The following is a 26,510-nucleotide window of genomic DNA, read 5'->3' as shown; positions in this document are numbered from 1 at the left end:
GGCTTGTTCACAATCTGTTATCAATGTAAAGGATTGCGCTATTTGTCAGCGTTAACCGTAATTTAATCTGCAACCAATCCATTGGGAGTCGTTATGGCACACGGAAAATTTACCAAAGGGATTGTCAAACGTCCGAGTTGGCATATCTCAGATAATGAAGTTACACCGCAGGCGGTATTTTCGTCGCGACGTAAGATCATTAAAACATTAGGACTGGGCAGTATTGCCGCCAGTTTGCCGGGTTATGTGCAGGCGGGCATCTTTGATCTTTTCGGCGAAGATAAGCCCGACTTTGTTACCAGCAAGCTTACGTTTACCGCTAATCAAGCATTTCAGGCGAGTGATGAAAAAACGCCGTATAGCAAGGTGATCCGCCATAATAATTTTTATGAGTTTGGTACTGGCAAACAAGATCCTTATGTAAATGCGCAGCAGTTTAAGGTGAATCCTTGGCAGCTGAATATTACGGGCATGGTTGATAAACCTGTGCAGCTGGATTATGACGCGTTGTTTAGTCAATTGCCGCTTGAGCAACGTACGTATCGTTTTCGCTGTGTTGAAGCATGGTCGATGGTGATCCCTTGGGTTGGCTTTCCGCTTGCCTCATTGCTGAAACTGGCGGGCGTACAATCTTCAGCGAAGTATGTCGCCTTTGAAACCTTGTTTGACCCAGAACAGATGCCGGGACAACGTAATCGCTTGATGGGTGGCGGAATTCATTACCCTTACGTCGAAGGTTTACGGCTTGATGAAGCAATGAATGAGTTGGCCTTTGTTGCTGTCGGGCTTTATGACCAAACCTTGTCACCACAAAGCGGTGCTCCTGTGAGAATCGTTCTGCCGTGGAAATACGGCTTTAAGAGTATTAAGTCGATCGTCAACATCCGTTTGTTGGATAAGCAGCCACCCACCAGTTGGAACCAACTAGCAGCGCATGAATATGGTTTTTACGCCAATGTGAATCCACAAGTTGATCATCCGCGCTGGTCACAAGCGTCTGAGCGCCTTATCGGTGCTGGTGGTCTGTTATCGGCGCAGCGTATCGACACACAAATGTTTAATGGTTACGGCGAGCAAGTCGCAGATTTGTATCGTGGCATGGATTTAAGGAAATTTTATTAATGATGCGAATAAGCTATCGGACCGCTGCCATCATTCGCCTTTTGGTGCATGTTTCGGCCTGCTTACCGTTAATTTGGTTGTTCCTCGCGGTGAATTCAGGGCAGGCGGGTGGTGATCCGGTACAGTATATTATTCACTTTTTGGGTAAAGGTGCTCTTAACCTATTAGTGTTGACCTTGCTTATCACGCCGATAGCAAGAGGATGGAAGCAAGGGCAATTGATGCAGTTACGACGCCCGCTTGGTTTATGGTCATTTGCTTATGCCTGTTGCCATTTGGCTGCGTTTATCAGTCTCGATTTACTGTTCGCTTGGCAACTGGTGGGCGAGGAGATAGTAAAGCGTCCTTATTTATTGGTGGGGGCAACGGTGTGGTTAATTCTGTTAGCATTAGCCGTGACATCCTTTAAAGCTGCACAGCGGCGAATGGGCAAACGTTGGCAACAACTGCATAACTTAGTGTACTTAGCTATTGTATTGGGTGGCATTCACTACTATTGGTCGGTGAAATCAGAAATTATCGAGCCCAGTATCTACTTGGGAATTATTCTACTACTGCTACTTTTCCGAGCGAAAATCTACAAACACAAGTGGCGCCATTTCTTTGTTTGGCGCTGAAGTTGCGGTTTCAGCGGTTTCAGATTGTTGATCACTTTTGCGCTTTTTCTTGTGCAGATACATCTGCTGGTCAGCATGGCTGATCAGCTCAGTTATTGACGCTCCATGTTGGGGGAAGATACTACTGCCAATGCTAAGTCCAACGTCTAGCATCTGTTGTAATTCTTCAATAAAGATGTCTTTCCCCATATCTTTGAGTTTATGTTTAACGCTTTCGAGTTGCTGTTCATCAGTGATGGGGTCGAGCCAAATGATGAATTCGTCGCCGCCAATGCGGGCGATAATATCAGACGCCCGTAAGTTATCTTTAAGACGGCTAGCAATAGCGGCGAGAACACAGTCACCAATTTTGTGGCCAAACTCGTCATTGATGGGCTTGAAGTTATCTAAATCGATGAACAGCATGGCGGCTTGCAGCTCTTGTCGACGGCAACGTTCTAATGACAGCGAAATATAGTTTTGTGCAGCGCCGCGGTTATAGATGCCCGTTAAATCATCATACTCCGCCATTTGGCGTAATTTATCTTGCTGTTGCCGTAACTGCTCAGTTTGCTGTTCCACTTCCTGTTGTAGTTCATCGCGGCGCTGCATTGTGTGCATAAGTTCATCTTTCATCTGATTAAATGCATCACAAAGCTCAGCAAACTCATCACCCGGCGGTACCTTCACCTTGCTGCACAGATCGCCGTCTGCGACTTCTTCAATGCCTTTTTTAAGCGTGAAAAATTTGCGCCTAAAGCTTGTCAGCGTTTGCAGGCTGAACAGCGTGACTAAGGTCGCGATGGCGAGCACTAAGGCGGCGTTAAAATAGAGATGGCGCGTCTCAGATTGTTGCGAATTCCGGATAGTAACTTGCTGAAAACGTAAAGAGTCTTCACTCAGTGATTGAATAATCATGTTGTAGCGTGCGGTAAGCGATGCGTTGCTAGTGATAGCGGCGTTAGCTTCGTTGCTACTCCCTAGATTTTTTTCGCTTAGCGACAGCAAAGTGTCGAGATTATTCTCATGTCGTTGAATGTTGTTCAGAAGCTGCTGCTCATACTGATTGAGGGACAATTCTGAAGTGATGGCAATCATCCGCTCTAATCTATCCAACGATGAACGGGTTTCAATAATGGCTTTCTTATCCTGAAACTGTTGCAACAACCACAAATTGGAACGCAGCAGATCAATGCTCAGTTGCACTTCAATCAACTGATTAATTTTTTCATACGAATGCATCATATCTTTGCGTTGACCAAATAGTGCAAACGCCAACATCACAGTAAGCGTAATGCAAAATACGACGAGCAATTTTAGTCGTTTCGACAGTTTCATTTGGTTCGTACCAAAGGTTTATGAATAGCAGCATTAAGAGCCATAGGATCTAAGTATTGACGATAATCCGGCGGACTACTGATTTCAGTTAGCCCTTTATTGATAGCCCATCTTGCTTGTGCATTGAGATTGCTTACCAGTGTGTTATCAAGTGATAGCCGGAATAGGTAGTCGGGCCACAAGGCGCTGACTTCGGTCAGCGGCACTTTGAGATACTCGGCAACATATTGCTGAGCTTGCTGTGGATTCTCCACCATGAACTCATTAGCCCGCTGTAATGCCCTGAGAAAACTAATATGTTGTGGTTGATATTGCTCGTTGTCTGGCTTTCTTACGATTAGATTAAAGGAGATGCTATAGATGCCCTTCGCCGACAGCGTGACCACTTGTGAAGGGGAGTTATGACGTAACTTGTAGCCGTAGGGCTCCCAAATTGAAATAGCATCTACCGCCTTAGCCATCAGCGCCGCACCTTGTTCTTGTGGGGCAATATTGACCTCGACATTGTCAATATTAAGACCATTCATGGTCAGCAGCGTGTCATAGAAATATTGGCTGGCACTGCCTTTCACCATGCCAACTCGCTTACCGGCCAAGTGAGCTAAATTGTCTATCGCCTCAGATTTACGCATCATCAGTTTGATGTCGTTGTCAGACTCAGCAAAGCTTGCCAAGGTTACAAAGTTACTGCGTGTCAGACTGTTAAACATGATCACCGAGTCAGAGCTGGTCGCAAGATCTACGTCAAAGCGAATAAGGGCATCAAAGCAGGCATTTCCCCCTTTAAAAGGGACGAGTAACACATCGAGATTTTCTTCGGCAAAATATCCCAGACGTTCGGCAATAATAATCGGTGATGAAAGGAGCGAGGTGGACACCCCAACTTTAAAGGTACGTTCTGCTGGAATATATTCGGTAATAGACGTTTGGCGCTGTCCGAGTAACAGCAATACTGCGCCTAACAAGGCAAACATTACCAGTAACAATTTCTCCATGCGACTCCCTGTTGCTACGAACTGTCATTGGTCCAAAGCACGCTTAAGCATAGAGTATATCTACTGAACTGTCAGAGCCTAAGATAGAGAAAAATAAACTTTTAAGACGTGATAATAAAGATAAATAAAAAAGCGTTAATTGTGAATAAAACAATTAACGCTTTCTAATGAAGCTATTACTTAGCAGATGTCATCAGAGTTAACACCTCGTCATAAGACATATTAAGTTCTTTCGAGAGGTTAATAACTTTTGATTTAAAGGTTTGTACTTGTTCCTGCTTAAGTTGATCGTTTTCCATCTCTTCGACAAGAGAATTAACTGCATCCTGCAAAGTTTTCATGCGGCGTAAGCTGTAATCAAGCGATTTCAGACAACGTACCATCTGAGGCTTGTTACGTGCGTGCTCTAAATCCGTCGAAAGCTTTTTGTCATATCCGTATTCGTCAAGCGCAGCAATCGCGCTTTGCAAATCAAGCTCACTATTCATTTTATACTCTTAACTCAACACAGATTTGCTGAATATGAAAAGGGGGATGTTACATAGAACTTTAGTTGTCTAAATTTTGTAACCCGATAAGTCTATATTATTTATGTAAATCTGCTCAACATATTTACTTATATTTGATGTTCGACTTTTTTCCAACTTGCATGTTGGCGTGTTTCGTTAAAATTATTGTGTTAACCATAATATAACGTTGAGGATCCCATCGTGCTCGATTTACTGCCCGATCTTTTTGATGCGCACTCGGCGCAATTGCAACTGATATTCCTACCTTGGCGCAGTTTCGGCGGTAGAGAAATTTTTTGGGGCGAAATAGAAACGGTGCGCTGTTTTCGTGACAACTCCAAAGTTAAGCATCGACTTGCAGAACCCGGCAATGGAAAGGTACTCGTCGTCGATGGTGGCGGCGATCTAACCCAAGCCTTGCTCGGCGACATGATCGCAACTGCCGCGGTAAACAACGGCTGGGCTGGAATTATTATTAACGGTGCAGTGCGTGATGTTGCTACATTGCGAGGCTTGCCCCTTGGGATTCAGGCACTTGCTGCCGTTCCGATAAAAACCGAAAAGCGGGATTTGGGTGAGATTTCCGTCACAATTGAGTTGGCAGGTGTTAAGCTTAAGCCAGGTATGATGATTTATGCCGATGCGAACGGTGTCGCGGTAAGTGCTGAAAAGTTAGCGCTGCCAGATGCTTTTGCTTAAGCGTAAATTGATAGCGTAAAAAGGATACGTTGATGAAAGTATTAAAATGGATACTGATTGGAATTGTCGCGATTGTGGTGTTAGGTATTGGTTACCTAGCACTATTTCTCGACCCTAACGACTTTAAGCCACAGATTGTGGCAGCGGTGGAGAAGCAAACTGGGCGGCAGTTTAAGATTGAAAAAGATCTGGGCTGGACATTCTTTCCGTCAGTTGGCATCAAAGCAGGCGGCATGATACTAGGTAATCCAAAGTCATTTAGTGAACCTACGTTTGTGTCCGTTAATAACGTTATGGCGGACGTTGAGCTAATGCCGCTCTTTAGTAAGCAAGTAAAAGTCTCTGAATTGGTACTTGATGGCTTGCGCATTAATTTGGTTACCGATAAAAGCGGTAAAACCAGTCTTGATGGTTTAAGCGGAAACAGTGCTAAGACAGTACCAGCGAAATCGGCAGAAACATCTTCTGCTCCGGCGACAGGTGACCAACTTACATTGACTGATTTGAGCATCGGGGGCGTAAGTGTTACTGATGCGGAAGTGCGAATGCTAGATCAGCGCAGCGGTAGCGAAAATATCTTTAAATTGGCGAGTTTTAAACTCGGTGAACTGACGCTCGATAAATTCGCCTCGCTTGACTATCAACTAAGTGCCGCCTTAGACGGGATGACGGTAGAAAGTGAAGGTCATGGGCAGTTGAAGATCGCTAAGAGCCTGCAGCAATTCGCTTTAAAAGATCTTACGTTAACCACGGTTGCCAAGGGCGCGTCATTGCCGACCGGGAAAGTGGCGAACTCAGTGACGCTGGACGCTGATGTCGATACCAGTAAAACCACCGCCACTACAAGTATCAAGTCCTTAGCAGTTAACGACATTAAAGGTAACGGAAAGTTATCCGTCAATTATGGCGGAACGGTACCTCACATCTCGGCTAAGTTGTCGTTAGGCGAAATAGAAGTGGATAAATGGCTGCCAGAAAAAGCGCAATCTGAGACCACTGAGGCGAAAAAAGAGACGCAAACCGCAACGGCGGCAACTGAGCCTGACTTAACCGGTATGAAAGCGGTTAATGCTGACTTCGAGCTCGACGTTGCCTCCATTAAAGCTGCCGGCACACTCAGCAAAAATTGGAAAATGGTCATTGCCCTTAAAAATGGCGTAATGAACATGAAGCAGCTATCCGCTGAGCTTTATGACGGTACGCTGGCAGCCAACGCGAGTGTCGATGGTCGTAACCCCGTGGCGAAGTACAGCTTTGATAGCCAAATTAAGGCGATTAATATTCGTGCGTTGCTGAAAGATGCTGCAGATACCGAGCTGCTTGATGGAACGGCTGATATTGCGATTAAAGGTGCGGGTAGCAGCTTGATCCCTGACAACATCAAAAAAGGTCTCAATGCTAACGGCCAATTTGCGGTAAACAATGGTGCACTTTACGGTGTTAACGTTCCGCAGATGATCCGTTCTGCTCAGGCAAAACTGAAAGGTGACTTTACCGATACCGATAAAGAAGCGAAGAAAACCGACTTCACCAGTTTGACCGGAAGCTTTACGGTGGCGAAAGGCGTTGCCAATAACCCAGATTTATTGATGGCATCACCGCTTATTCGCATTTCCGGTAAAGGCGATGCCAACCTTGTGGATGAGTCACTTGATTACAAGTTGACAACGGCGTTGGTGAACTCGCTGAAAGGTCAGGGCGGCAAAGAGTTGGATGATTTGGTGGGCGTTGAAATTCCTTTAGCGATTAAAGGCAGTTTTACAGACCCTAAATTTAGTCTTGATACTGATGCACTGATGAAATCTAAAGTGAAGCAGGAAGCCGATAAAGCCAAAGACAAGTTAAAAGATAGTTTGCTGAAAAAACTTGGGTTGTAAGTTTTATAAAACGCTCATTGGGAGCAATAAAAAAGTCAGGCAATGCCTGACTTTTTTATTGCTTGCGCCACGACTAAGGCGGCTTAGTTAAATTGGGCGATAAGTTCTTGCTGGCGACGGCTCTGTTCTTTTAACGCTTCACCGTGATGGGTGGCACTTTGGCTGTTATCTCGCAACTTATTCAAGCCATCCTGTAAGCGGCAGGTGTTCTCATGTAACTGGTCTACCGTGTAAGCTTGCTCCTCAGTTGCCACCGCAATCTGCTGGCTATTCCCGGTAATACGGCTCAGAGTTTGTGCTTCTTCATGCAGCTGACTGGCCAGACGCTGTTCGAGCTTTTCGCTTTGCTCAACGAGCTGTTTGCTACGACCCATCTGCATTACAGCTTCACGGCTTTTATCGCTCAGCTCTTTCACAATATCGTAGATTTCCTTAGCAGAACTTGATGAACGCTGCGCTAGTGCGCGGACCTCGTCAGCGACAACAGCAAAGCCACGACCAGCTTCGCCAGCACGTGCAGCCTCAATGGCGGCATTAAGCGCCAACAGGTTAGTTTGCTCTGAGAGTTGCTCAATCACTTCCAGCACCGTGTTGACGGTGGAGCAACGCTGATCGAGTGCTTCAATTTGCACTTCCACTGTGTGCACCAATTCATTCATCTCAGCGTTGGCCGCGCGACTGGCTTGTAATGCGGTCATGGTTTCACTGTTGCTGGCTTCTAAGTTGCTGACATCCATCGCCGTATTGGATGATGTTGAGGCGATTTCAGATATTGCACTCTTCATCTGGCTAATGGCTGCCGCTAACTCATCAAGCGCCGCGGCTTGCTGAGATAACTCACTGTGGTTGTTATCAACTGATTGCTGATGTGATTGCAGGTTCTTATCTAAATGCTCACCGGTATCGTTGATACGAGCGGTAATGGCAATCACTTCTGCTTTACGCATTCGTAAACTAAGCTCTGCCGCGCTTATTTCATCAGTGTCTTTGGTGTAGATGGCTTGCAGCAATGCATTATCCTGAACGTCATTAGCGAGGCTTTTTAAGCGAGCGCAGCGGCTACTAAATTTGCGGAGAAAAATGCCCATGCTCAGGAGCGATGCGACAACACCTGCGGCGCTAAAAATACCGCCTATCGCTAAGCCACCGCAGAGCAAGATTACCGAGAGCAACCAAGCGACAGCGACCTTGGTCGTCAGTGACATGTTAATTTTTGGTAGCGGTAGCTTACCTTTTTCAATGTCTTGATAGCATTGTTCAGCCCGCGCGATGAGCGCAGGCTCAGCAGTCGTGCGCACCGACTGATATTCGACAATTTTTCCGTTGCGTAAAATTGGGGTAATAAAGGCGTTAACCCAGTAATAGCCACCGTCTTTACGGCGGTTCTTAACAATCCCCATCCAATTTTTTTTATCTTTGATATCACGCCATAAGTCAGCAAACGCGGCTTTAGGCATATGGGGATGACGTACAATATTGTGACCATGGCCCATGAGCTCATCGGTCTCATAGCCACAGACTTCACAAAAGTCGTCATTGACGTGGGTAATACGCCCCTTTAAATCCGTGGTCGACAAAATGCGGTACGACTCAGGTACGGGGGTTTCTATATTTGTTATGTGTTGCTGCTTCATACTTCGCGCACTCCTGTCTTAGGCAGGGATATTATCGTTTTTTTAGAGTGTCAAAATTGTGACACTACTTTAACGATTCATTATCTACACGAATATTTATGCAGTTCTTTGAATAGGATCATGTAAATGCCACGAGGCGTGACATTTACACAATTTTGTTAACTATCTGAACGAGTAACGTCCACAAATAAGGTGAGCATCTGACCAGGTTGCAGATATTTTTCGTGACTCAGTTGGTTCCATTTAACCAATTGTCCTACAGTGACCTTAAAATGGCTCGCAATACGTGCCAGTGAGTCGCCGTTGCGCACCTTATACTTCACCGTGCGCACAATACCTTTGCGGTTTTCTGTTTGATGCCAAACAACTAATACTTTCCCAGGACGCAGGGTATCTTTTACCGACATACCGTTCCAGTTGGCCAATTCACTGCTGCTGACTTTAAACTGATGTGCAATCTTCCATAAGGAATCGCCAGCTTTAACCTCATACTTGCTGCTGTAGCGACTAGCGTTGCGGTTTTGGCGCGCAATCACGCGTTGCTCTGCTGACAGTGGATAATCGGCAGCATCTTGCAGCGACACTGGGATCAACAGGTATTTGCCGGCAACAATAGTGTTCCCTTTAATGGCGTTGACTGAGCGAATAATATCGACAGTGGTGCGATTCTTCTTGGCGATGACACCCAGAGAATCTCCCCGTTGAATTTGATAGCGAATCCAATTCAGACGTTCATCTTTCGGCAAAGCGGCTAATGCTTCTGTGAACGCATCAGCTTTGTCACTTGGCATTACGAGTTTATGTGGGCCTTTTGGCGCCGTTGCCCAATGATTGTACCCTGGATTGAGACGCTGTAACTCAGTGATATCGATATCGGCCAAGGCGGCAGCTTTAGCAAGATCAAGCTGACTGCCAATATCCACTACTTGTATTGCCGGTTCATTATCAATAGGGGTTAACTGAATACCATATTGTTCGGCATGCTTGATAACATCAGCTAGTGCGAGTAACTGTGGTACGTAACGTTCGGTTTCGCGAGGCAATGACAGTGACCAAAAGTCGGTCGGCTTACTGGCCTTTTCGTTACGTTTGACGGCATTGAGCACCCGACCTTCGCCAGTATTATAGGCGGCAATCGCATACAGCCAGTTTTCACCAGTTTTGTTGTAGAGATACTCGAGCATATCTAACGCAGCATCTGTTGCAGCGGGTACATCGCGACGGCCGTCGTACCACCAATTAATTTTCAAACCAAAATGGCGTGCCATCGGTGAGGTAAACTGCCATAAGCCTGATGCTGCACCAGGCGAATAGGCGAACGGATCAAACGCACTTTCTACAATAGGCAGTAGCGCTAGTTCCATTGGCAAACCACGCTTTTCAATATCGTCCACAATCAGATATAAAAATGGCGCAGCGCGTTCAGAAATCTGTTGCAGGTGCTTAGGGTTGGCGATATACCATTGGCGATAACGCTCAATCAGCTTCTTATCGGGAATGGGCATCTGCAACTGTTGTCGCAAACGTTGCCACACATCGCTGATGGCAACGACTTCGGTGGTCTGTTCTTCAGCTACTGGCACAGCGGGCGCTGTGGTTGTATTTTCAGTAATCGGTTCGTTTTCGACATTGTCGGTTGACTGTGGCAGCGTCTGACAACCAGACAACAACGCCAGCAACGCAAGTGCGGTGGTGATTTTGTAATGCTTCAAAAGCGCTTTACCTCAAAGTGGATCTAGGCAATACAGCTTCATCCCGCCAGTAACCCAATCATTGATTAGTTGACCAGCAAGTGCTGAAAATATTTAACTTATTGTTATTTATAAAAATAAACAAACGGCCGATTTCAATGACCGGCCGTTTGGCATTCTAACGGATTCGTTAGAAGTTGTCTTTCCAAAGACGCAGAAGTTTTAAGCGGTGCTCAGGTTCTGGACAGGGTTGTTGAAATTGTTGTTGCAAAACTCGCTGTAAACGATCATCTGTGCAATGGAGGAAGGGGTTAACGGCTTTCTCTAGACCAATGGTAGAAGGGAGGCTTGGTTTAGATTGCTGTCGCTCCGCCGCTACGGTTTGTGCATACTGCTGAAGTTCAGGATTCTCCGGCTCAACGATTAGCGCAAAGTTGATGTTGGCCAACGTGTATTCATGAGCAGCATATACGCGAGTGAGCGGCGATAACTTATCTAAAGATGCCAGCGAGCGATAGAGTTGTTCTGGAGTACCTTCAAACATGCGTCCGCAACCGCAGCTAAATAACGTATCGCCACAGAATAATGCATCATCTAATAGATACACCCAGTGATCGAGTGTATGCCCAGGCGTTGGCCAAGCTTTAGCGGAGATATCGAATTTGTGGTGTTTCGACTCAAGCGTTAGCGCGCCTGAGTTTTGCAATGGCTGCGTAATCGCTGGATGGCATCCTTTAGGACCATAAACCGGAATGTCATCACCAAAATGGGCTAACAAATCACTGACGCCACCGGTGTGATCACCATGGTGGTGGGTTAGCAAAATGCCACTTAAGCTAATGTTTTTCTGTTGAAAAACGTCAATAACTGGTGAAGCATCACCCGGATCAACTACCCAAGCATTCCCCGATGAATCGCAAATCGCCCAAATATAATTATCATTGAACGCGGGGATCGGTGCGACGATAAACCCCTGATGCGATTGCTTAAAAGGAATGGACTGAGCCATTGAAAAACTCCTGTCGGTTATTTTGATGTGACACAGTGCACAATTTAACTCACTGTGCGGCTTGCCTCAATGGCCTATCCATTATTAATCTAACAATAAATGAATGGTCAGACCGGTATTTAAACGTGTCCTCAACTACTGAATCACTGTGGCAGGGATGGGAAGCCTTGCCAAATGGCCCGCAATTGTTGGCTGAAGTCGACAATGCGCTGGAAGAGTGGTGGCCGAGGATCTTTGGCTATCACCTGCTCAAGCTTGGTGCCTTGAGTTTAGAGATGACGTCATCCGCGAGTAAGATTAACCACACGTTTACACTGTTTCCGGATCATCGTGCTGACGTTGTCGCCGACTTTGATCAGCTGCCGCTTAAATCCTGCAGCGTTGATGCGGTACTCATGCCTTTGCTTTTGGAATTTGAGCAGGACCCTTACCGTATTTTGCGTGAAGTCGACCGCGTGTTAGTCAGCGGTGGTTATTTAGTGATTTGTGGTATTAATCCATTCAGTAGCGCCTACACAGGTAAGTTATTTCCTCAATATCAAAACCGTTGGCCTTGGTATGGTAGATTTTTTATGCCAGCGAGGGTCAAGGATTGGCTTGGCTTATTGGGCTATCAACTTGTGGCTGATGAACGTCTGGGGTTTCATTCTTTTTTGCCGGATTGGAATTATCCGCGGCTTTGTCGTCAGTGGCAGCAACGCCTACTGCCCGGCACTGGGTCTTTATATTTGTTTATTGCGCGCAAGCTTGATACTCCCTTAACACCCATAGCGCCTAAAAATAAAAAACGGGTAGCCGGTTGGCAGCCTGCGGCTACCGGCGGATTCTCGGGCAGAAATATGAAGCAAAGTGATCATAAATAGATGCGCATTACCTTAAAGCAGTTGATGATTTTTGAGGCGGTAGCGCGCTCTGGTCAAGTGGCGAAAGCTGCTGCACGCGTTAATCTCTCGGCGCCAGCAACCTCAATGGCGCTATCAGAATTAGAAAAGCAACTTGATACCCGATTATTTGAACGCATTGGCAATAGACTGCAACTTAACTCACAAGGCGCAATGTTATTACCGTTGGCGACATCTGTATTACAGCAGGTTGATGCCATCGAGCTCGCATTTACACCATCTGCAACCGTGTTAGCGGGTTCACTGAGTGTCAGTGCCAGTAACACCATCGGCAACTTTCTGTTGTCGAAGGCCGCGGTGGCGTTTTCGCAGCTGCATCCTGAGGTCAATATCGATCTGAATATTGATAATTCGCGCCATGTAATACGGGAAGTTGCTGAGTTTCGCGCAGAGCTAGGATTTATTGAGGGATACTGTCTCGATAGTCGAATAGATGTATCGGCATGGCATCACGACAAACTTAAGGTGTTTTGCCATCCGGCCCATCCATTTGCAGGTCAGAGAGTGAATCCGGAAACGCTACGTGATGCCTTATGGGTATTACGCGAGGAAGGTTCGGGTACCAGAGAATACTTCGTCAACGCCGCGAATAAGCTCAATCTGCGTCCCGAAGTGCGTTATACCTTTCCCACACCAGATGCCATAAAACAAGCGGTAAAGCAGGGCGCAGGATTGGGAGTGCTGTCAGAGCTCGCGATTGAAAAGGAACTCAATCGCCGCGAAATCAATGTGGTCGATGTGGTTGGCATGCAGCTGGAGCGGCCGTTTTATCTGCTGCGGCATAAACACCACAGTTTTACGCCGCTCGCGAAAGCCTTTATAGAGTTTTGCGACAACTTTTTACGCTTGGATAAAGCGCTGGACTAACACTAAGGCTGATAACCACTGTCTTCTAAGGTCGGTTTGTTTTCGGCCGCTGTGCGGGCTAACTCGTCGCAGCGTTCATTTTCCAGATGCCCGGCATGGCCTTTCACCCACTGCCAGTCTATCTGATGTTGTTGGCATGCGGCATCTAAGCGCTTCCACAAGTCGACGTTTTTGACTGGCGTCTTGTTGGAGGTTACCCAGCCTTTGCGTTTCCAGTTATGGATCCATTGGGTAATGCCTTGACGCATATATTGGCTGTCGCTGGTCAGCGTGATCTTGCATGGCTCTTTTAAACTTTCAAGCGCCACAATCACCGCTAACAATTCCATGCGATTGTTGGTGGTTAACTTGTAGCCTTTAGACAACTCTTTGATATGTTGTTTGTATTTAAGAATTGCACCATAACCACCAGGGCCGGGGTTACCAAGGCAAGAACCATCAGTAAATATCTGGATGTGTTTGAGTTCAGTCATCAACTTGCTAACATAGCCCAATAATTTAAGGGCTTTATCCGTTCCAAAAGCGACAACATACATGAATATCATCTCAAATGCGACGCGACAGGTTATTCTCGATACCGAAACCACAGGTATGAATCAGGGCAGTGGCCCGGTTTATCAGGGGCATCGCATCATCGAAATTGGTTGCGTCGAAGTCATTAACCGTCGCCTGACTGGCCGCACCTATCACCAATACATCAACCCACAACAGGCGATTGATGAAGAGGCGATTGCGGTTCACGGTATTACCAACGAAAGAGTGGCAAACGAACCGGTGTTTGCCCAAATCGCCGGCGAATTTGCCGCTTTTATCGACGGTGCCGAAATTGTCGCGCATAACGCGTCGTTCGACGTTAGCTTTATCGACCATGAATTTCGCTTGCTAACGCCGCAAGGGCCTGTCGTAAAAGACATTTGCCAGATATTGGACTCATTAGAGATCGCCAAGTTTTTGCATCCGGGCCAGAAAAACAACCTGGATGCTTTATGTAAACGTTATCATATCGATAACTCACGTCGTGACTATCACGGCGCACTACTTGATGCCGAGATCCTCGCGGATGTTTATCTGGTGATGACCGGTGGTCAAACGAAATTTAATTTAAGTTTGGACGGCGAAAGTAATGGCGGCGAAGCTGGTGGGATTATTCGATTAAATTCCGCGCGTGCTGCGCTTAAAGTGATCTCGGCTTCTGCCGATGAACTAAGTATGCATGAACAGCGCCTTGATTTGGTGGGAAAAAAATCGGGTAAATGTATCTGGCGCGATTAATCATTAGGACTGCAACTTGGTGACAATTTTTCGGGGTGTGATCTGGTGTGTTTTGGCGCTTGCTAATCTGGCAGTGATGTCGGCGTATGCCGATACTGTGCCCATTGCGCAAGCATCAGAATTAAAAAACCGTTTCCGCATCGATCATATGGTTGAGGAAGTTACGCTCGTCGTACAGCGTGACTTTGGCTCTGCGCCGGTGGTGATTATCCAACCTGATGGCAGTAAATGGTATTCCTCGCGCCATCCGGACACTGTTAAGTGGACCGACTCGGAAAGTGGCGATCTGATTAATATCAAAAATCCAACGCCTGGCCCGTGGCAATTGACCGGTAAGATTGTGGAAGGTTCGAAAATTGTCCGCCTTTCAAAACTCGGTATTGAGGTAGAACCTTTTCCGCAACCACTTTATCAAGGTGAACGGCTAAAACTTAAAGCGTGGCTAACCGGTGATGACTTAAAAATGCGTTTGCCGGGACTTGCCTACATGGTGCAGTGGAACGCGACTTTTGCCTCTCAGCAAGATAAGGAAGACGCCAATTTTGCGGCAGGCACTTTTGGTGTTGGTAATTACCAAGATAACGGCGCCGACCTTGATGAACGGCCGGACGATGGCACATTCACTTCTAATATCAATCTCAATCAACCTTGGGGTCACTATTTACTGACGATCCAAGCACAGAATGAAGTGTTTCAACGTCAGTATCAGCAACCGTTTGTGTTGTCTAAAATTCCCGCTGATATTCAGGTGGTTGAGCCAGAAAATCCGCGTGAGCAAGCTTGGGAGTTGGCGCTTGTGGCTGACGCTGAGCAGTTAAAGTTGGAAGAATCATACTTTGAACTTTCTGTCGTGGGACCCGCTGGATTTCAATCGAATCTCAGCGAGCGCTTAGAGGGCGCGGCAAAGAAAGAATTAGTGCTAACCGATGTCAGAGATTACGGCAGCTATCGCATTAAGGGGACCTTATTTAGTACCACAAAAACCGGTCGTGAAATCGTGGTAGCCTTGCCGGAACGTTTCTTTAACTATGTTGAACCACCAGCACCACCGCCAAGTGCTGAAGAGATGGCGGCACGCGCTGCGGCGGTAGCTGAGGTGGAAGAGGCCAGTGCTAAGAGTTCTGCGCTTACCTTAGTCATTATAGGTAATCTGGTGCTGCTCATCCTTGGTGCCGGGTTGTTATTGTTCTTGCGTAAACGGCAAACTCTTAAGTTGGCGCTGGCCGCCGCAGAAAAATCAGCCGCAGAGGAGCAGGGGAATGCAAACCAGCAGAAAACGGGGATTCGCGATATTGATTTAACGATGCCGGATGATAACGAGTAGCGTTAGCTGTTGCTGGGCAGTTAAGTTGAGCGTTTTATCATCGATAGGACCGTTAAATGACAACATATTTGCTGCCCGTATTACCTGTGAATGTTGATTGAAAATCACCCAATGACCTAACAAATTCAGCTAACTAAGCTTAAGAATTTTGAGAAAAATTCACCTTTGGTTAAAAATTGGCTGAACGGTTTTAAATCGGTTAAAAAACTGTTGACGCAAAATAGCTTGCTTCGTATTATTGCCGCCATCCTAAGTGGAGCGGTAGTTCAGTTGGTTAGAATACCGGCCTGTCACGCCGGGGGTCGCGGGTTCGAGTCCCGTCCGCTCCGCCACTTAGGATAAGATCGTTATGGAGCGGTAGTTCAGTTGGTTAGAATACCGGCCTGTCACGCCGGGGGTCGCGGGTTCGAGTCCCGTCCGCTCCGCCAACGATACAAGAAGCCAGCATCGATGCTGGTTTTTTTGTGCCTGCATTTGACAGAGCCTACCTACCATCAGCGCTTGTCTGCTCGCTTTGACTGAGTTACTCAAAAATTCGGTATTACGCCTTTAATGTGAAATGACACGTCTTTCACGTCTGCAATCAGATGACTAGTGAATCTATTGCTGCATTGTGCATAACGCTTCTCTAATACGTTTACTAAATTGAATAACCCCTATTGTTACGCATTAAATCAATCGTATTTTTAAATGACGACGATAATCTTCAATTACTTGTTTTATGAATTGTTAATGCTGATTCTTATTTGAAAAACAAATGAAGAATACGCTGAATTATATTGAGCGTGATTTAAATCACGCTCATGGCGAATACATTTTCAATTGCTTTGCTTCAAAATCGTGAATAAAGTTATGAATTAGCTAATTGATTTTGTTATATAAATTATTTATTAACAGGGTAATCTTCCTGATTGATTTACAAGACTTTAGTCTAACGTTTGGTTGTATCACATCTCATTCTTGTCTTTTTTATAATCTATCCATATGAAATAAAAGGTTTTATTTCTTTATGTGATGCTGAGCACTTTCGAGATATCCGCAATTGAAAAACCAAAAAACATACAATATGATTTAGAAACTGTAACAAAAGCTCGATGGGTGTTGTTACATTTAAGTTGGTTGTAAAAAGTATTAGTTCGACATTTTTATGTAAATAAATGCCACCGGTGGCAATATTTTTTGTTAGATATTGCCACCGGTGGCAAAAGTGGGGCATTCGGCAGCGAAGTTGGTATAGAGTGGGGACTCTTTAAATGGCGCTGCTGATTGAACGAACAGGGACAGAAGACGTAAAGGTTAGCTGGCTCTGTATAATAACAATGTTGGAGATTATCCGAGATGTTTAAGAAAACGACGTTAGCAAGTACCATTTTTATGGCACTTTTCAGTCAGGCCATTTACGCCGCCGATGACAATGCTGCTGCAGATGTCACCGCTCAACAGACCCAGAAAGCCGACGAACAGATGGAAACCATTGAAGTCGTTGGTATTCGTAGCAGTTTGAACAAAGCTGTTAATATCAAGCGTCAATCCGTACAAGTGGTTGACGCCATCGTGGCCGAAGATATCGGTAAGTTCCCAGATAACAACGTAGTTGAAGCGCTGCAGCGGGTTACCGGTGTGCAGGTAACTGACCGTGCATCTGGTGAAGTCAGCGGTGTATCTATTCGTGGTTTAACTGACGTGACCACTACCGTTAACGGCCGCGAAATGTTTACCGCTGCTGGGCGTACCCTCGCGGTACAGGACATTCCTGCGGCACTTCTAGAAAGTGTTGAAGTATTTAAAACTCGTGACGCCAGCCAATTGGCAAGTGGTATTGCGGGCCAGTTGAATGTGCGTACTCAACGCCCATTCAACTTTGAAGGTTCTAAATTTATGATGAACGCCCGTGGCGTTTATCAAGATCTTGCAGATAAAACCGATCCGATTGTGAGTGCCTTGGCAAGTAACCGTTGGAATACTTCCATCGGTGAAGTCGGTGCCTTGTTGAACTTATCTTATGCGCGTACGCAGTACCGCAACGAGAATGCTTCTGCCGGTGCAATTGTGCCATTCCGCAGTGATAACTTGGCGCGCATGTACAACTACCCAATGGGCCTAGAGCACGGGGTAGATCGCACACCTGGTGCAACATTAGACGGCGTCGAGTATTACTTAGGCCGTGATGCACTGAACCAATCAGATAGCACAGGTAAACGCGAACGTCCTGCAGTGAATTTATCTCTGCAGTGGGCACCAAATGATACCTCTGAGTATGTGTTTGAAACTTTCTATAATGGTTATCGCAATAAAGGCTATAACCACATGATTCTTACCTACGCAGACTCTAACCGTGTTGCCACCGATGTTCAGCCTACCTTCTTTGAAGGCACCAACGTGATTAAAACTCGCGCTTGGGGCAACTCTGGTGCTTTCACCAGCGGTGACTATGGCGAGCAACAAACCGACAGCTACATGTTCGCCTTGGGTGGTAAATGGGATTTGAATGCGGATACCACGCTGAAATCCGAAATTGTTTACCAAACCAGCGAATATAAACGTGAAGGCGTGGCCATGCAGGCCAATACTCGCATGCCATACGTGTACGCAGACTTTAACCACGATAATGGGGTAATGGCATGGACTCCATACGTTGAAGAGTACGGCGAAAAATTGGATCTGACAGATCCAAGCCGTTGGACGACTTCAACAATGTTTGATAACGGCGGTAAAGATAAAGGTGATGGTATTACCTTTACCACTGACCTCGATTTCTATGTGGATTGGGGCATTTTCACCAAAGCGAAAACCGGTATTCGTTATGATAAACGTACTGCTGAAAGCTCAAGCCGTGACTCCAACTTATTTAATGCAATTCCATTAGTGGATTTGGACCCAAGCATGTTGGGTACCAACAGCGACTTCTTTGATGGTCGCAGCGATCTGCCACGTTCTTGGGTTGCCATGAGTGGTAAAGCACTGTGGGATAATCGCGCTGAATATCGTGATCTGTGGGGCTTCACCTCTGATGAAGAGCAATTGCGTCGCATCACGATGCAAAAGAACTTTGAAATCGACCAAACTTCATGGGCTGCATATATTCAAAGTGAATTTGATACAGAGTTGTTTGGTAAGCGCTTAGATGGTTCAGTTGGTGTGCGTTACACCTATGCTAGCGCTGATATGGATTTCTGGCATTGGGATGGCGAAGTCGGCGAAGTGCTGCACAGCTCAGATACCAATACCAGCGCCAAGTTCCTGCCTAACCTGACGTTGCGTTATCACCTGACTGAAGATTGGTTGGCACGTTTTGCTTATACCGAAACGCTGCGTCGTCCTAACTTTGGCGATCTGAACAGCTTTATTTCGCTGCATCCAGATACGACCAACGTCGGTTATGGTAATGCTAACGGCGGTAACTCATCGTTGCGTCCAGTTGAATCGAAAAACTATGACTTCTCTTTGGAATACTATTTCGGTTCTGGCAGCTCAGTGTATGGCACGTACTTCTATCGTGATATTCAAGGCTTTGTGTTCAGCTCACTGCGTCGTACACAATTCCCGAATCCAAACACTGGTGAGATTGAAGACTACATCCTGTCGCAACCTGACAATACCTCGAATGGTGTGTTGAAAGGTTATGAAATCGGTGCGGTTTACTTCTTAGAAAATGTACCGCAATGGTTGGATGGCTTTGGTATTCAAGCGAGTGGTACTTTCTTGGATTCTGACCAAGATATCCCAGTGTTCAGTGATACAGGTGAATTGGAACGTTATGACCACCGTGGAGTATTCGGCGTGTCAGATACTTCATACAGTGGTGTGCTGATTTACGAAAAAGAAGACTTCAGTGCGCGTCTGTCGTATGTATGGCGTGACAACTTCCTACTGCGTTATGGTTCAGGTCGCTTTGCGCATCCTCGCGGTGTATATCGTCAACCTGAGGAAAGCTTAGATTTCCAATTGAACTATAACATTACTGATAACTTGTCTGTGTCATTTGACGCCACTAACTTGACCAACCAAGTCTTCAATCAGTATTACGAGAAGGAATATCTGAACGATACCGCGTCTATCTACAGCCGCACCTTTGGTTTAGGCATTCGTTACTCTATGTAACTAGCCTTTTTAAACTGGTAAACATCCCAGTTCCGGTACGCCGCTTGGGTTGAGCAAGCGGCAACTTTCGCCGTCCATGTTAAGTGGACGGCATTTTTGCGTATTGGCCAATAGCTATGTGCAAGAATAATTTGTTTGCTAGCCGCCGGTTTGGCGTTGCAGTCAGTTGTTGTTACATGGGGAAGGGCGCAGTAAGCAGCGCTGTTGCCAATCTGAGTACAGCGCCGATATTTATTATGTCTTCTGAGTCGCTATTTGCTCGTCACCAAGCAAGTGTGGACCAGCGCCTTCTTTGGCTAACACGTCATTCGGATTGCGTAATGGGCAATCGGTTAATGACAGACAGCCACAACCGATACATCCCTCCATACGATCACGCAACGTTGTTAACGCTTCGATGCGTTCTGTGAGTATTGCATGCCATTCGCTGCTGAGCTCGCGCCATTCTTTCACGGATATTGGTGTATTCGGCAGGGTATCTAAATGACTTTTGATTTCGCTTAGCGGTATGCCGGCCGACTGTGCAATACGGATAACCGCTATTCTACGTAACACTTTGCGATCATAGCGCCGCTGATTTCCTGCATTACGGGTGCTGGAAATCAGACCTTTGGTTTCATAAAAATGTAGCGTAGAGACCGCGACACCACTGCGTTTGGCCACTTCGCCCACTGATAACGCACCAGAGCTATCCATGATGTAAAATTCCTGTTGACCTCAACCATACTTGAGGTAATAGTATTCGCGTCGGCTAACGCATTCAAGCGTTCATTCAATCTCTGACCACTTTATTCAGGAGCCGACATGGGTAGACATTATTCCCTTCGTCATGACGTATTAATCGCACGCTGCATTACTGCATCGACTTTCCATTCTGCCGTTGGAGGTCAACATGAGTAATGGTATCCAGCTGCCGCCAGCGCCGGTTTCTCAAAACAAGCACTTAACACGTACATTAATCATTACTGCGGTTTTCCTCGCGCTGCTGCTCGGCGGTGTGTATTACTGGAAAGCCTATCTCTCAAGCCATCAAGCCCATTGGCAACCGCAAGCTGTGCCCGTTACCGCCATGCAAGTGACCGCTGCGCCGTTGCCTTTGGCGCTAAATGCGGTTGGCGAGCTAAAAGCGGTTAACCAAGTCACGCTTTCGGCGGATGTTGCCGGTCGTATTGACGGCATTCACTTCCATTCGGGCGAACAAGTTAGCGCAGATAAACTGCTGCTTGAATTGTATAACGGTCCAGAGCAAGCGGCGCTGCAAGCTGCTGAAGCGCGTGTAGCTTACGCGGCGCATCAACTTAAACGTTCTCAACAATTAGCACCTTCAGGTGCGGAATCTCTGGATGTGTTGCAAGAGCGCCAATCGGCATTTGCTCAAGCGCAAGCAGATGTTGCCGCAGCCAAAGCACAATTGCGTCAAAAGCAAATTATTGCGCCATTTGCGGGGCAGTTGGGTATTCGCCAAATCAACCTTGGTCAATATGTGAGTCCCGGCCAACAGGCGGTAACCTTAACTGCGCTGGATAAACTCTATGTGGAATTTACGCTACCTCAGCAGGATTTCGCCGCGGTAAAGGTGGGTGGCGAGATCGCCCTAAGCAGTGACGTTTATCCGCAGCAGCACTTTAGTGCCAAAGTCCACGCCATTGAACCGCAACTGGATAATGATACTCGCAACCTGCTGGTCCAAGGCGAACTTGAAAATGCTGAGTTGTTACTGCGCCCCGGCATGTACGTCAACGCAGCACTGAGTTTGCCTGCACAAATTGATGCGATAGTTGTACCTGCTACCGCAGTACAAACCTCGGCACAAGGCTATAGCGTCGTGGTCGTCCGTGGTGACAATGCTACAAAGCAGGGCAAGGCCGATATCATCGCAGTGGAGATTGGCAAACGTATCGATAACCGCATTCAGATCACCAGTGGTATACAAGCGGGCGATGTCATCGTTGTTACCGGGCAGAACCGGGTGCAGCCAGGCGCCGATATTGTGGTGCAACACTTACAAGCGACAGGAGTGTAAGCAATATGCACTTTACTGATCTGTTTATTCGGCGGCCGATATTATCGATCGTCGTCAGTTTGATGATTTTGCTGATTGGCCTCAGCGCCACCTATAACTTACCCATCCGCCAATATCCGCAGATGGAAAGCGCCACGATTACCATCGACACCTCGTTGCCTGGCGCTACGCAGGATATGATGCAGGGCTTTGTGACTACGCCGATTGCGCAAGCGATTTCCACTGCCAGCGGCATTGAGTACATCACTTCGACTTCGCGCCAAGGCAAAAGCCATATCTCCGCCAAGTTGGTGTTGAACGCTGATGCGGATCGCTCGATGACCGAGATTCTGTCCAAGGTGCAAACGGTCAAATACCGTTTACCCGAAGGCGTCACCGATCCGGTGATCGCCAAAATCACTGACGGTGCTTCGGCGATTCAGTACTTAGCGTTTGTAAGCGATACTTTATCGCCACCGCAAATCGCCGACTTTATCTCACGGGTAGCGCAACCGCTGATCACCTCGGTGCCGGGCGTTGCGTCAGCCACCGTGGTGGGCGGCGCATCGTTTGCGATGCGTATCTGGGTAGATCCGGTGAAACTCGCGGCTCGTGGTATGACCGCCAGTGATGTGGCTAGTGCGCTGCGTAGCAACAACATTCAAGCGTCACCGGGGCAACTGAAGGGCGATGCGACTGCACTGAATATCACCGCGGGTACGGATCTGCGCAGTGTCGATGCGTTCCGGCAAATGGTGCTGATACAAGGCAGCCAAGGCGTGGTACGTCTACAAGATGTTGCTACGGTGGAACTCGGCGGCCAGAACTACGATTCCGCGATGCTGGCGTCTAACCGCCGCGCGGTTTCGGTAGCAATTTCACCAACGCCAGATGGCAACCCTCTGGATATCGTATCGCAAATCAATAACTTGATTGACGATATGCAAAAAGTCGCGCCACCGGGGTTAGAAGTGGTCAGCCAGTTCGATGTGGCGCACTTCGTTGATGCGTCTATTGAAGAAGTGCAGCACACACTTGTGGAAGCGATCGCTATCGTGGTGATTGTGATCTTCCTGTTCCTCGGTACTTTCCGTGCAGTGATTATTCCGATTGTCACCATTCCGCTGTCACTGCTTGGTACCGCCGCGCTGATGTTAGCCTTTGGTTTCTCGCTTAACTTGTTGACGCTACTGGCAATGGTGCTCGCCATCGGTTTGGTGGTGGACGATGCGATTGTGGTGGTAGAAAACATTCACCGCCATATTGAAGAAGGCTTATCGCCATTTAACGCTGCGCTTAAAGGCGCCCGTGAAATCGTTGGTCCGGTGATCGCCATGACTATCACCCTTGCCGCAGTTTACGCGCCAATCGGTATGATGGGCGGTTTGACTGGCGCACTGTTCCGCGAATTCGCCTTTACGCTTGCGGGCTCGGTGATTGTTTCCGGTATTGTGGCGTTAACGCTGTCGCCGATGATGAGTGGCAAATTGCTAGAAGCACGTCAGTCCGAATCCAAACTGGAGCAATGGATTGAGCGTTACATGGAAGGCTTGACCAGCCGCTACGTTAAATTACTAGATAAAACCTTAGTTTCTCGTCCAGCGGTGTTATTTGTGGGGGTGGTAATTCTAGCTGCCATTGGTGTGCTGTTTACCGGTGCCAAACGTGAGCTGGCACCAGCAGAAGATATGGGTTACATCTTTGCGCAAACCAAAGGGCCGCAATACGCTAACGTTGATTACACTGCCAAATACAGCACCCAAGTCGATAAACTGTTTCAAGACTTACCTGAATTTGAGCGTAGCTTTTTTGCTATCGCTAATGATGAAGCCAACATCGGTTTCGGCGGCGTGATCCTCAAAGAATGGTCAGAGCGTGAACGCAGCGCTGATGAAATCCAAGGCCAATTGGCGGGCATGACCGCAGGCGTTGATGGCGTATACACCTCGCTGTTTCAAGACAGCCCATTGCCAGCTTCTACCGGTGGTCTGCCTGTGCAGATGGTAATCCGCTCATCAGGCGAATTTAGCGAGCTGTACCAAACCCTGATGGGGCTGAAAGGCGCCGCGTGGGGCAGCGGTTTGTTTGCTTTCGTTGATAGTGACTTGGCGTTTGATAGCGCCGAAGCGCACATCAATATCGACCGCGATAAGGCCGGTGAACTTGGGATAAGTATGGCGGAGATTGCCGATACCTTGGCTATTTTGGTGGGTGAAAACTACATCAACCGCTTCAACTGGTTTGATCGCTCTTATGATGTGATCACCCAAGTGCCGCAAAACGACCGCCTTACACCAGATAATCTTGGCAACTACTACGTGCGCACCGGTGCGGGCAAGTTAGTGCCGTTATCAACAGTAGTGAGTGTGGAGATTAAACCACAGCCGAACAAACTGCCGCAGTTCAACCAGATGAACTCAGCGACGTTATCCGCGGTATTGATGCCGGGCGTAACCATGGGCCAAGCGGTTAACTTTCTGCAGCAACAAGCGCTTCCGGATGGCACCACGGTGGATTGGTTGTCCAACAGCCGTCAATTTGTGCACGAAGGGAATCGCCTCACCGTGTCGTTCGCTTTTGCTTTGATTGTGATTTTCTTGGTATTAGCCGCGCAGTTTGAAAGCTTCCGCGATCCATTGGTGATTCTGGTGACAGTGCCGCTGGCAGTGTGTGGCGCACTGGTGCCGCTATATCTTGGTTTCACCACGCTCAACATCTACACCCAGATTGGTTTGGTTACCTTGATTGGTCTGATTTCCAAGCACGGGATCTTGATGGTGTCGTTCGCTAACGATATGCAGCTGCATGAGAAAATGAGCAAGCTAGAAGCCATTCGCCACGCCGCCGCAGTGCGGATGCGCCCAGTATTGATGACCACTGCGGCGATGGTGGCGGGCTTAGTGCCACTGCTGTTTGCCGCTGGCGCTGGTGCCGCGAGCCGCTTTGCTATCGGTATCGTGGTGGTGATGGGCATGCTGATTGGCACCCTGTTCACCCTGTTTGTACTGCCAACCATCTACACTTTGTTGGCCGCCAACCACCAAAATGATCATCATTTATCGGCCACCGACGCTAATGAAGAACAAACCGTTAATGCAGCAAAAAATGGTGAGGTGGCCCATGGTTAATTCAAAATCAACCAATACCAAACATCGCTTGCGCCCCCTGGCACTGCTGTTGCCAATACTATTGGTGGGCTGTAATACCGCGCCAGATAAGCAAGGTTATGCGCCGAAGCAGATCAATAGCGGTGATTTTGTTAGCCGTGCTGATGGTCAAGAATCACTGCAACCATTGCCAAACGACTGGTGGCAGCTGTATCAAGATGAACGGCTAAATCAACTAGTCAGCCAAGCACTCAGTGCCAATAACGATCTGCGCGTGGCAGAAGCTAACTTGCGCCGAGCCCAAGCTGTGCTAAGACAATCGAAATCCGACAGATTGCCGTCAACTACGCTCTCCGGCGGTGCCAGTTATGGTGATGCCGAGCAAAGCGTCAATGACGAACAGTGGAGCGAATCGGCGGGATTATCGGTGGCGTGGGAAGCAGACTTTTGGGGCCGCATCAGCCAAGCGATTGATGCTGCCAAAGCTGATGTTGCTGCCGAACAAGCTGCGCGCGATATGGTGCGTGTGACTGTGGCCGCTGAAACCACCCGCGCGTATCTCAACCTGTGCGCTTATGGTAATCAGTTGCAATTGGCGCAAGCGTCACTAGCCAACAGCCAAAACCAACGCGATATTGTCGCGGCGCAGTTACAAGCTGGCACCGTGACGGAATCCGCCCTCGCGAGTGCTGAAGCGGTAATGGAAGCGGTAAAAGCACAACTGCCGATGGCGCAAGCGGCTAAGCAAAATGCATTGTTTGAATTAAGTGCCTTATTAGGGCTAACGCCTGCAGAAGCCCCAAGCGATCTCCAAAGTTGTCATCTTCCACCGGCAGTGGCAGTTGCGCTGCCAGTCGGCGACGGCACCGAACTGCTACGGCGTCGGCCAGACTTACGTCAAGCAGAAGCAACGCTAGCCGCCGATATCGCGCGAGTTGGTGTGGCCACCGCCGATTTGTACCCACGGATCACTTTGGGAGCGTCGGCCAATTATCTGCACAATGATGTGGTAAAAGGCAGCGATAGCTTTAGTTATGGAATTGGACCGCTGATTTCGTGGAATTTTCCGAATACCACTGCAGCACGAGCTCGATTAGCGCAAGCTAAAGCCCAAGCACAGGCGTCGGTGGCGAGTTTTGATGCGCAGGTGCTAACCGCACTGAAAGAGGTAGAACAAGCACTGACCTCGCTCAATGCGGTGACGGAACAACAGCAAGCGTTAGCGCGGGCGCAGCAACATGCCATGCGCGCGTATTCGTTGGACAAAGCCCGTTTTGATGTTGGCGCTATTGCCCATGTGGATCTGCTGGTAACCCAGCGCAATATGCTCGATAGTCGTGCTGCCAATGCTGACGCTCAAGTAGCGCTGACTAATGCACAAGTGGATTTGTTTAAGGCGCTCGGAGGAGGGTGGCAGCAGGCTGCCACCACTATTGCCAACAATTAACTAAGTGTAGAGATGTTA

At 47.6% G+C, this 26,510-nt stretch carries 20 protein-coding genes and 2 tRNA genes; 14 read left to right on the top strand and 8 right to left on the bottom strand.

Going from position 1 to position 26,510, the window contains the following annotated elements:
* Positions 1 to 93 precede the first annotated feature (93 nt).
* Both msrP and msrQ read left to right on the top strand, forming a co-directional pair.
* Positions 94 to 1,122 (top strand): protein-methionine-sulfoxide reductase catalytic subunit MsrP, encoded by a 1,029-nt coding sequence (gene msrP / locus HR45_RS11155; protein ID WP_037442960.1) that lies wholly within the window; start codon positions 94 to 96, stop codon positions 1,120 to 1,122.
* Positions 1,122 to 1,739, top strand: coding sequence for a protein-methionine-sulfoxide reductase heme-binding subunit MsrQ (gene msrQ, locus HR45_RS19255; RefSeq protein ID WP_081933461.1), 618 nt, complete (start codon positions 1,122 to 1,124; stop codon positions 1,737 to 1,739). The genes msrP and msrQ overlap by 1 nt, the downstream gene beginning before the upstream one ends.
* On the opposite strand, the gene HR45_RS11150 is transcribed toward msrQ, so the two are convergent.
* The 3 genes from HR45_RS11150 to HR45_RS11140 all read right to left on the bottom strand — a co-directional run bounded on the left by HR45_RS11150 (position 1,680) and on the right by HR45_RS11140 (position 4,539).
* Positions 1,680 to 3,056, bottom strand: a complete 1,377-nt coding sequence (locus tag HR45_RS11150) for a sensor domain-containing diguanylate cyclase (RefSeq protein ID WP_037442958.1) — start codon at positions 3,054 to 3,056, stop codon at positions 1,680 to 1,682. The two genes, msrQ and HR45_RS11150, sit on opposite strands and share 60 nt — an antisense overlap.
* On the bottom strand, positions 3,053 to 4,051 hold the full coding sequence (locus HR45_RS11145) for an ABC transporter substrate-binding protein (RefSeq protein ID WP_037442955.1): 999 nt from the start codon (positions 4,049 to 4,051) through the stop codon (positions 3,053 to 3,055). Before HR45_RS11145 ends, HR45_RS11150 begins: the two co-directional genes overlap by 4 nt.
* Before the next feature lie 176 nt (positions 4,052 to 4,227).
* Entirely contained in the window at positions 4,228 to 4,539 is a 312-nt protein-coding gene (locus tag HR45_RS11140) for a hypothetical protein (RefSeq protein WP_037442954.1), read from the bottom strand.
* A 222-nt stretch (positions 4,540 to 4,761) separates the two neighbouring features.
* Here HR45_RS11140 and HR45_RS11135 point away from each other — a divergent pair, with 222 nt between their 5' ends.
* Together HR45_RS11135 and HR45_RS11130 are read left to right on the top strand one after the other, a co-directional pair.
* On the top strand, positions 4,762 to 5,259 hold the full coding sequence (locus tag HR45_RS11135) for a putative 4-hydroxy-4-methyl-2-oxoglutarate aldolase (protein WP_037442953.1): 498 nt from the start codon (positions 4,762 to 4,764) through the stop codon (positions 5,257 to 5,259).
* A 32-nt stretch (positions 5,260 to 5,291) separates the two neighbouring features.
* Entirely contained in the window at positions 5,292 to 7,136 is a 1,845-nt protein-coding gene (locus HR45_RS11130) for an AsmA family protein (RefSeq protein WP_037442952.1), read from the top strand.
* 83 nt (positions 7,137 to 7,219) lie between these two features.
* Here the strand turns inward: HR45_RS11130 and HR45_RS11125 are convergent, their stop codons facing one another.
* The 3 genes from HR45_RS11125 to gloB form a co-directional block, all read right to left on the bottom strand.
* The gene (locus tag HR45_RS11125) at positions 7,220 to 8,770 is read right to left on the bottom strand and encodes a methyl-accepting chemotaxis protein (RefSeq protein WP_052074698.1); all 1,551 of its coding nucleotides are present in this window, start codon (positions 8,768 to 8,770) and stop codon (positions 7,220 to 7,222) included.
* A 158-nt stretch (positions 8,771 to 8,928) separates the two neighbouring features.
* Positions 8,929 to 10,482 (bottom strand): LysM peptidoglycan-binding domain-containing protein, encoded by a 1,554-nt coding sequence (locus HR45_RS11120; RefSeq protein ID WP_241461107.1) that lies wholly within the window; start codon positions 10,480 to 10,482, stop codon positions 8,929 to 8,931.
* Between the two features lie 169 nt (positions 10,483 to 10,651).
* Entirely contained in the window at positions 10,652 to 11,470 is an 819-nt protein-coding gene (gene gloB, locus HR45_RS11115; RefSeq protein ID WP_052074697.1) for a hydroxyacylglutathione hydrolase, read from the bottom strand.
* Positions 11,471 to 11,595: 125 nt separating this feature from the next.
* Here gloB and HR45_RS11110 point away from each other — a divergent pair, with 125 nt between their 5' ends.
* Positions 11,596 to 12,333, top strand: a complete 738-nt coding sequence (locus tag HR45_RS11110; protein WP_037442950.1) for a class I SAM-dependent methyltransferase — start codon at positions 11,596 to 11,598, stop codon at positions 12,331 to 12,333.
* Positions 12,334 to 13,239, top strand: coding sequence for a LysR substrate-binding domain-containing protein (locus HR45_RS11105; RefSeq protein ID WP_037442948.1), 906 nt, complete (start codon positions 12,334 to 12,336; stop codon positions 13,237 to 13,239).
* A 2-nt stretch (positions 13,240 to 13,241) separates the two neighbouring features.
* Here HR45_RS11105 and rnhA read toward each other — a convergent pair whose 3' ends face one another.
* The gene (gene rnhA, locus HR45_RS11100; protein WP_037443093.1) at positions 13,242 to 13,712 is read right to left on the bottom strand and encodes a ribonuclease HI; all 471 of its coding nucleotides are present in this window, start codon (positions 13,710 to 13,712) and stop codon (positions 13,242 to 13,244) included.
* 61 nt (positions 13,713 to 13,773) lie between these two features.
* Here rnhA and dnaQ point away from each other — a divergent pair, with 61 nt between their 5' ends.
* From dnaQ to HR45_RS11075, 5 genes are all read left to right on the top strand, one after another.
* Positions 13,774 to 14,511 carry a DNA polymerase III subunit epsilon gene (gene dnaQ / locus HR45_RS11095; protein WP_037442946.1) on the top strand — a complete coding sequence of 246 codons (738 nt, stop codon included), beginning with the start codon at positions 13,774 to 13,776 and terminating at the stop codon, positions 14,509 to 14,511.
* A gap of 19 nt (positions 14,512 to 14,530) precedes the next feature.
* On the top strand, positions 14,531 to 15,835 hold the full coding sequence (locus HR45_RS11090; RefSeq protein ID WP_241461106.1) for a TIGR03503 family protein: 1,305 nt from the start codon (positions 14,531 to 14,533) through the stop codon (positions 15,833 to 15,835).
* Between the two features lie 255 nt (positions 15,836 to 16,090).
* A tRNA-Asp gene (locus HR45_RS11085) sits at positions 16,091 to 16,167 on the top strand.
* A gap of 19 nt (positions 16,168 to 16,186) precedes the next feature.
* Positions 16,187 to 16,263: transfer RNA gene (locus HR45_RS11080), tRNA-Asp, on the top strand.
* 910 nt (positions 16,264 to 17,173) lie between these two features.
* Positions 17,174 to 19,936, top strand: coding sequence for a TonB-dependent receptor (locus HR45_RS11075; RefSeq protein WP_037442942.1), 2,763 nt, complete (start codon positions 17,174 to 17,176; stop codon positions 19,934 to 19,936).
* A gap of 234 nt (positions 19,937 to 20,170) precedes the next feature.
* Here HR45_RS11075 and soxR read toward each other — a convergent pair whose 3' ends face one another.
* A complete protein-coding gene (gene soxR / locus HR45_RS11070) occupies positions 20,171 to 20,632 on the bottom strand; it encodes a redox-sensitive transcriptional activator SoxR (protein ID WP_037442940.1) in 462 nt (153 codons plus the stop codon).
* A 196-nt stretch (positions 20,633 to 20,828) separates the two neighbouring features.
* On the opposite strand from soxR, the gene HR45_RS11065 reads away from it, so the two are divergent.
* The 3 genes from HR45_RS11065 to HR45_RS11055 are packed head-to-tail and all read left to right on the top strand — an operon-like array spanning position 20,829 to position 26,492.
* Entirely contained in the window at positions 20,829 to 21,959 is a 1,131-nt protein-coding gene (locus tag HR45_RS11065) for an efflux RND transporter periplasmic adaptor subunit (protein WP_037442938.1), read from the top strand.
* Positions 21,960 to 21,964: 5 nt separating this feature from the next.
* Positions 21,965 to 25,066 (top strand): efflux RND transporter permease subunit, encoded by a 3,102-nt coding sequence (locus HR45_RS11060; RefSeq protein WP_037442936.1) that lies wholly within the window; start codon positions 21,965 to 21,967, stop codon positions 25,064 to 25,066.
* A complete protein-coding gene (locus HR45_RS11055) occupies positions 25,059 to 26,492 on the top strand; it encodes an efflux transporter outer membrane subunit (RefSeq protein ID WP_052074696.1) in 1,434 nt (477 codons plus the stop codon). Before HR45_RS11060 ends, HR45_RS11055 begins: the two co-directional genes overlap by 8 nt.
* Positions 26,493 to 26,510: the final 18 nt, after the last annotated feature.

The organism is Shewanella mangrovi (genome assembly GCF_000753795.1).
Classification (GTDB): Bacteria; Pseudomonadota; Gammaproteobacteria; order Enterobacterales; family Shewanellaceae; genus Shewanella; species Shewanella mangrovi.
Note: the sequence above shows the minus strand (reverse complement) of the source record. Positions and strands in the feature narration are given on the sequence as shown.

What these genes read in the sequence shown, in the direction of transcription:
- msrP (WP_037442960.1), top strand. Translation starts at nt 94, where the DNA reads ATGGCACACGGAAAATTTACCAAAGGGATTGTCAAACGTCCGAGTTGG.
- msrQ (WP_081933461.1), top strand. Translation starts at nt 1,122, where the DNA reads ATGATGCGAATAAGCTATCGGACCGCTGCCATCATTCGCCTTTTGGTG.
- HR45_RS11150 (WP_037442958.1), bottom strand. Translation starts at nt 3,056, where the DNA reads ATGAAACTGTCGAAACGACTAAAATTGCTCGTCGTATTTTGCATTACG.
- HR45_RS11145 (WP_037442955.1), bottom strand. Translation starts at nt 4,051, where the DNA reads ATGGAGAAATTGTTACTGGTAATGTTTGCCTTGTTAGGCGCAGTATTG.
- HR45_RS11140 (WP_037442954.1), bottom strand. Translation starts at nt 4,539, where the DNA reads ATGAATAGTGAGCTTGATTTGCAAAGCGCGATTGCTGCGCTTGACGAA.
- HR45_RS11130 (WP_037442952.1), top strand. Translation starts at nt 5,292, where the DNA reads ATGAAAGTATTAAAATGGATACTGATTGGAATTGTCGCGATTGTGGTG.
- HR45_RS11125 (WP_052074698.1), bottom strand. Translation starts at nt 8,770, where the DNA reads ATGAAGCAGCAACACATAACAAATATAGAAACCCCCGTACCTGAGTCG.
- gloB (WP_052074697.1), bottom strand. Translation starts at nt 11,470, where the DNA reads ATGGCTCAGTCCATTCCTTTTAAGCAATCGCATCAGGGGTTTATCGTC.
- HR45_RS11105 (WP_037442948.1), top strand. Translation starts at nt 12,334, where the DNA reads ATGCGCATTACCTTAAAGCAGTTGATGATTTTTGAGGCGGTAGCGCGC.
- rnhA (WP_037443093.1), bottom strand. Translation starts at nt 13,712, where the DNA reads ATGACTGAACTCAAACACATCCAGATATTTACTGATGGTTCTTGCCTT.
- dnaQ (WP_037442946.1), top strand. Translation starts at nt 13,774, where the DNA reads ATGAATATCATCTCAAATGCGACGCGACAGGTTATTCTCGATACCGAA.
- HR45_RS11075 (WP_037442942.1), top strand. Translation starts at nt 17,174, where the DNA reads ATGTTTAAGAAAACGACGTTAGCAAGTACCATTTTTATGGCACTTTTC.
- soxR (WP_037442940.1), bottom strand. Translation starts at nt 20,632, where the DNA reads ATGGATAGCTCTGGTGCGTTATCAGTGGGCGAAGTGGCCAAACGCAGT.
- HR45_RS11065 (WP_037442938.1), top strand. Translation starts at nt 20,829, where the DNA reads ATGAGTAATGGTATCCAGCTGCCGCCAGCGCCGGTTTCTCAAAACAAG.
- HR45_RS11060 (WP_037442936.1), top strand. Translation starts at nt 21,965, where the DNA reads ATGCACTTTACTGATCTGTTTATTCGGCGGCCGATATTATCGATCGTC.
- HR45_RS11055 (WP_052074696.1), top strand. Translation starts at nt 25,059, where the DNA reads ATGGTTAATTCAAAATCAACCAATACCAAACATCGCTTGCGCCCCCTG.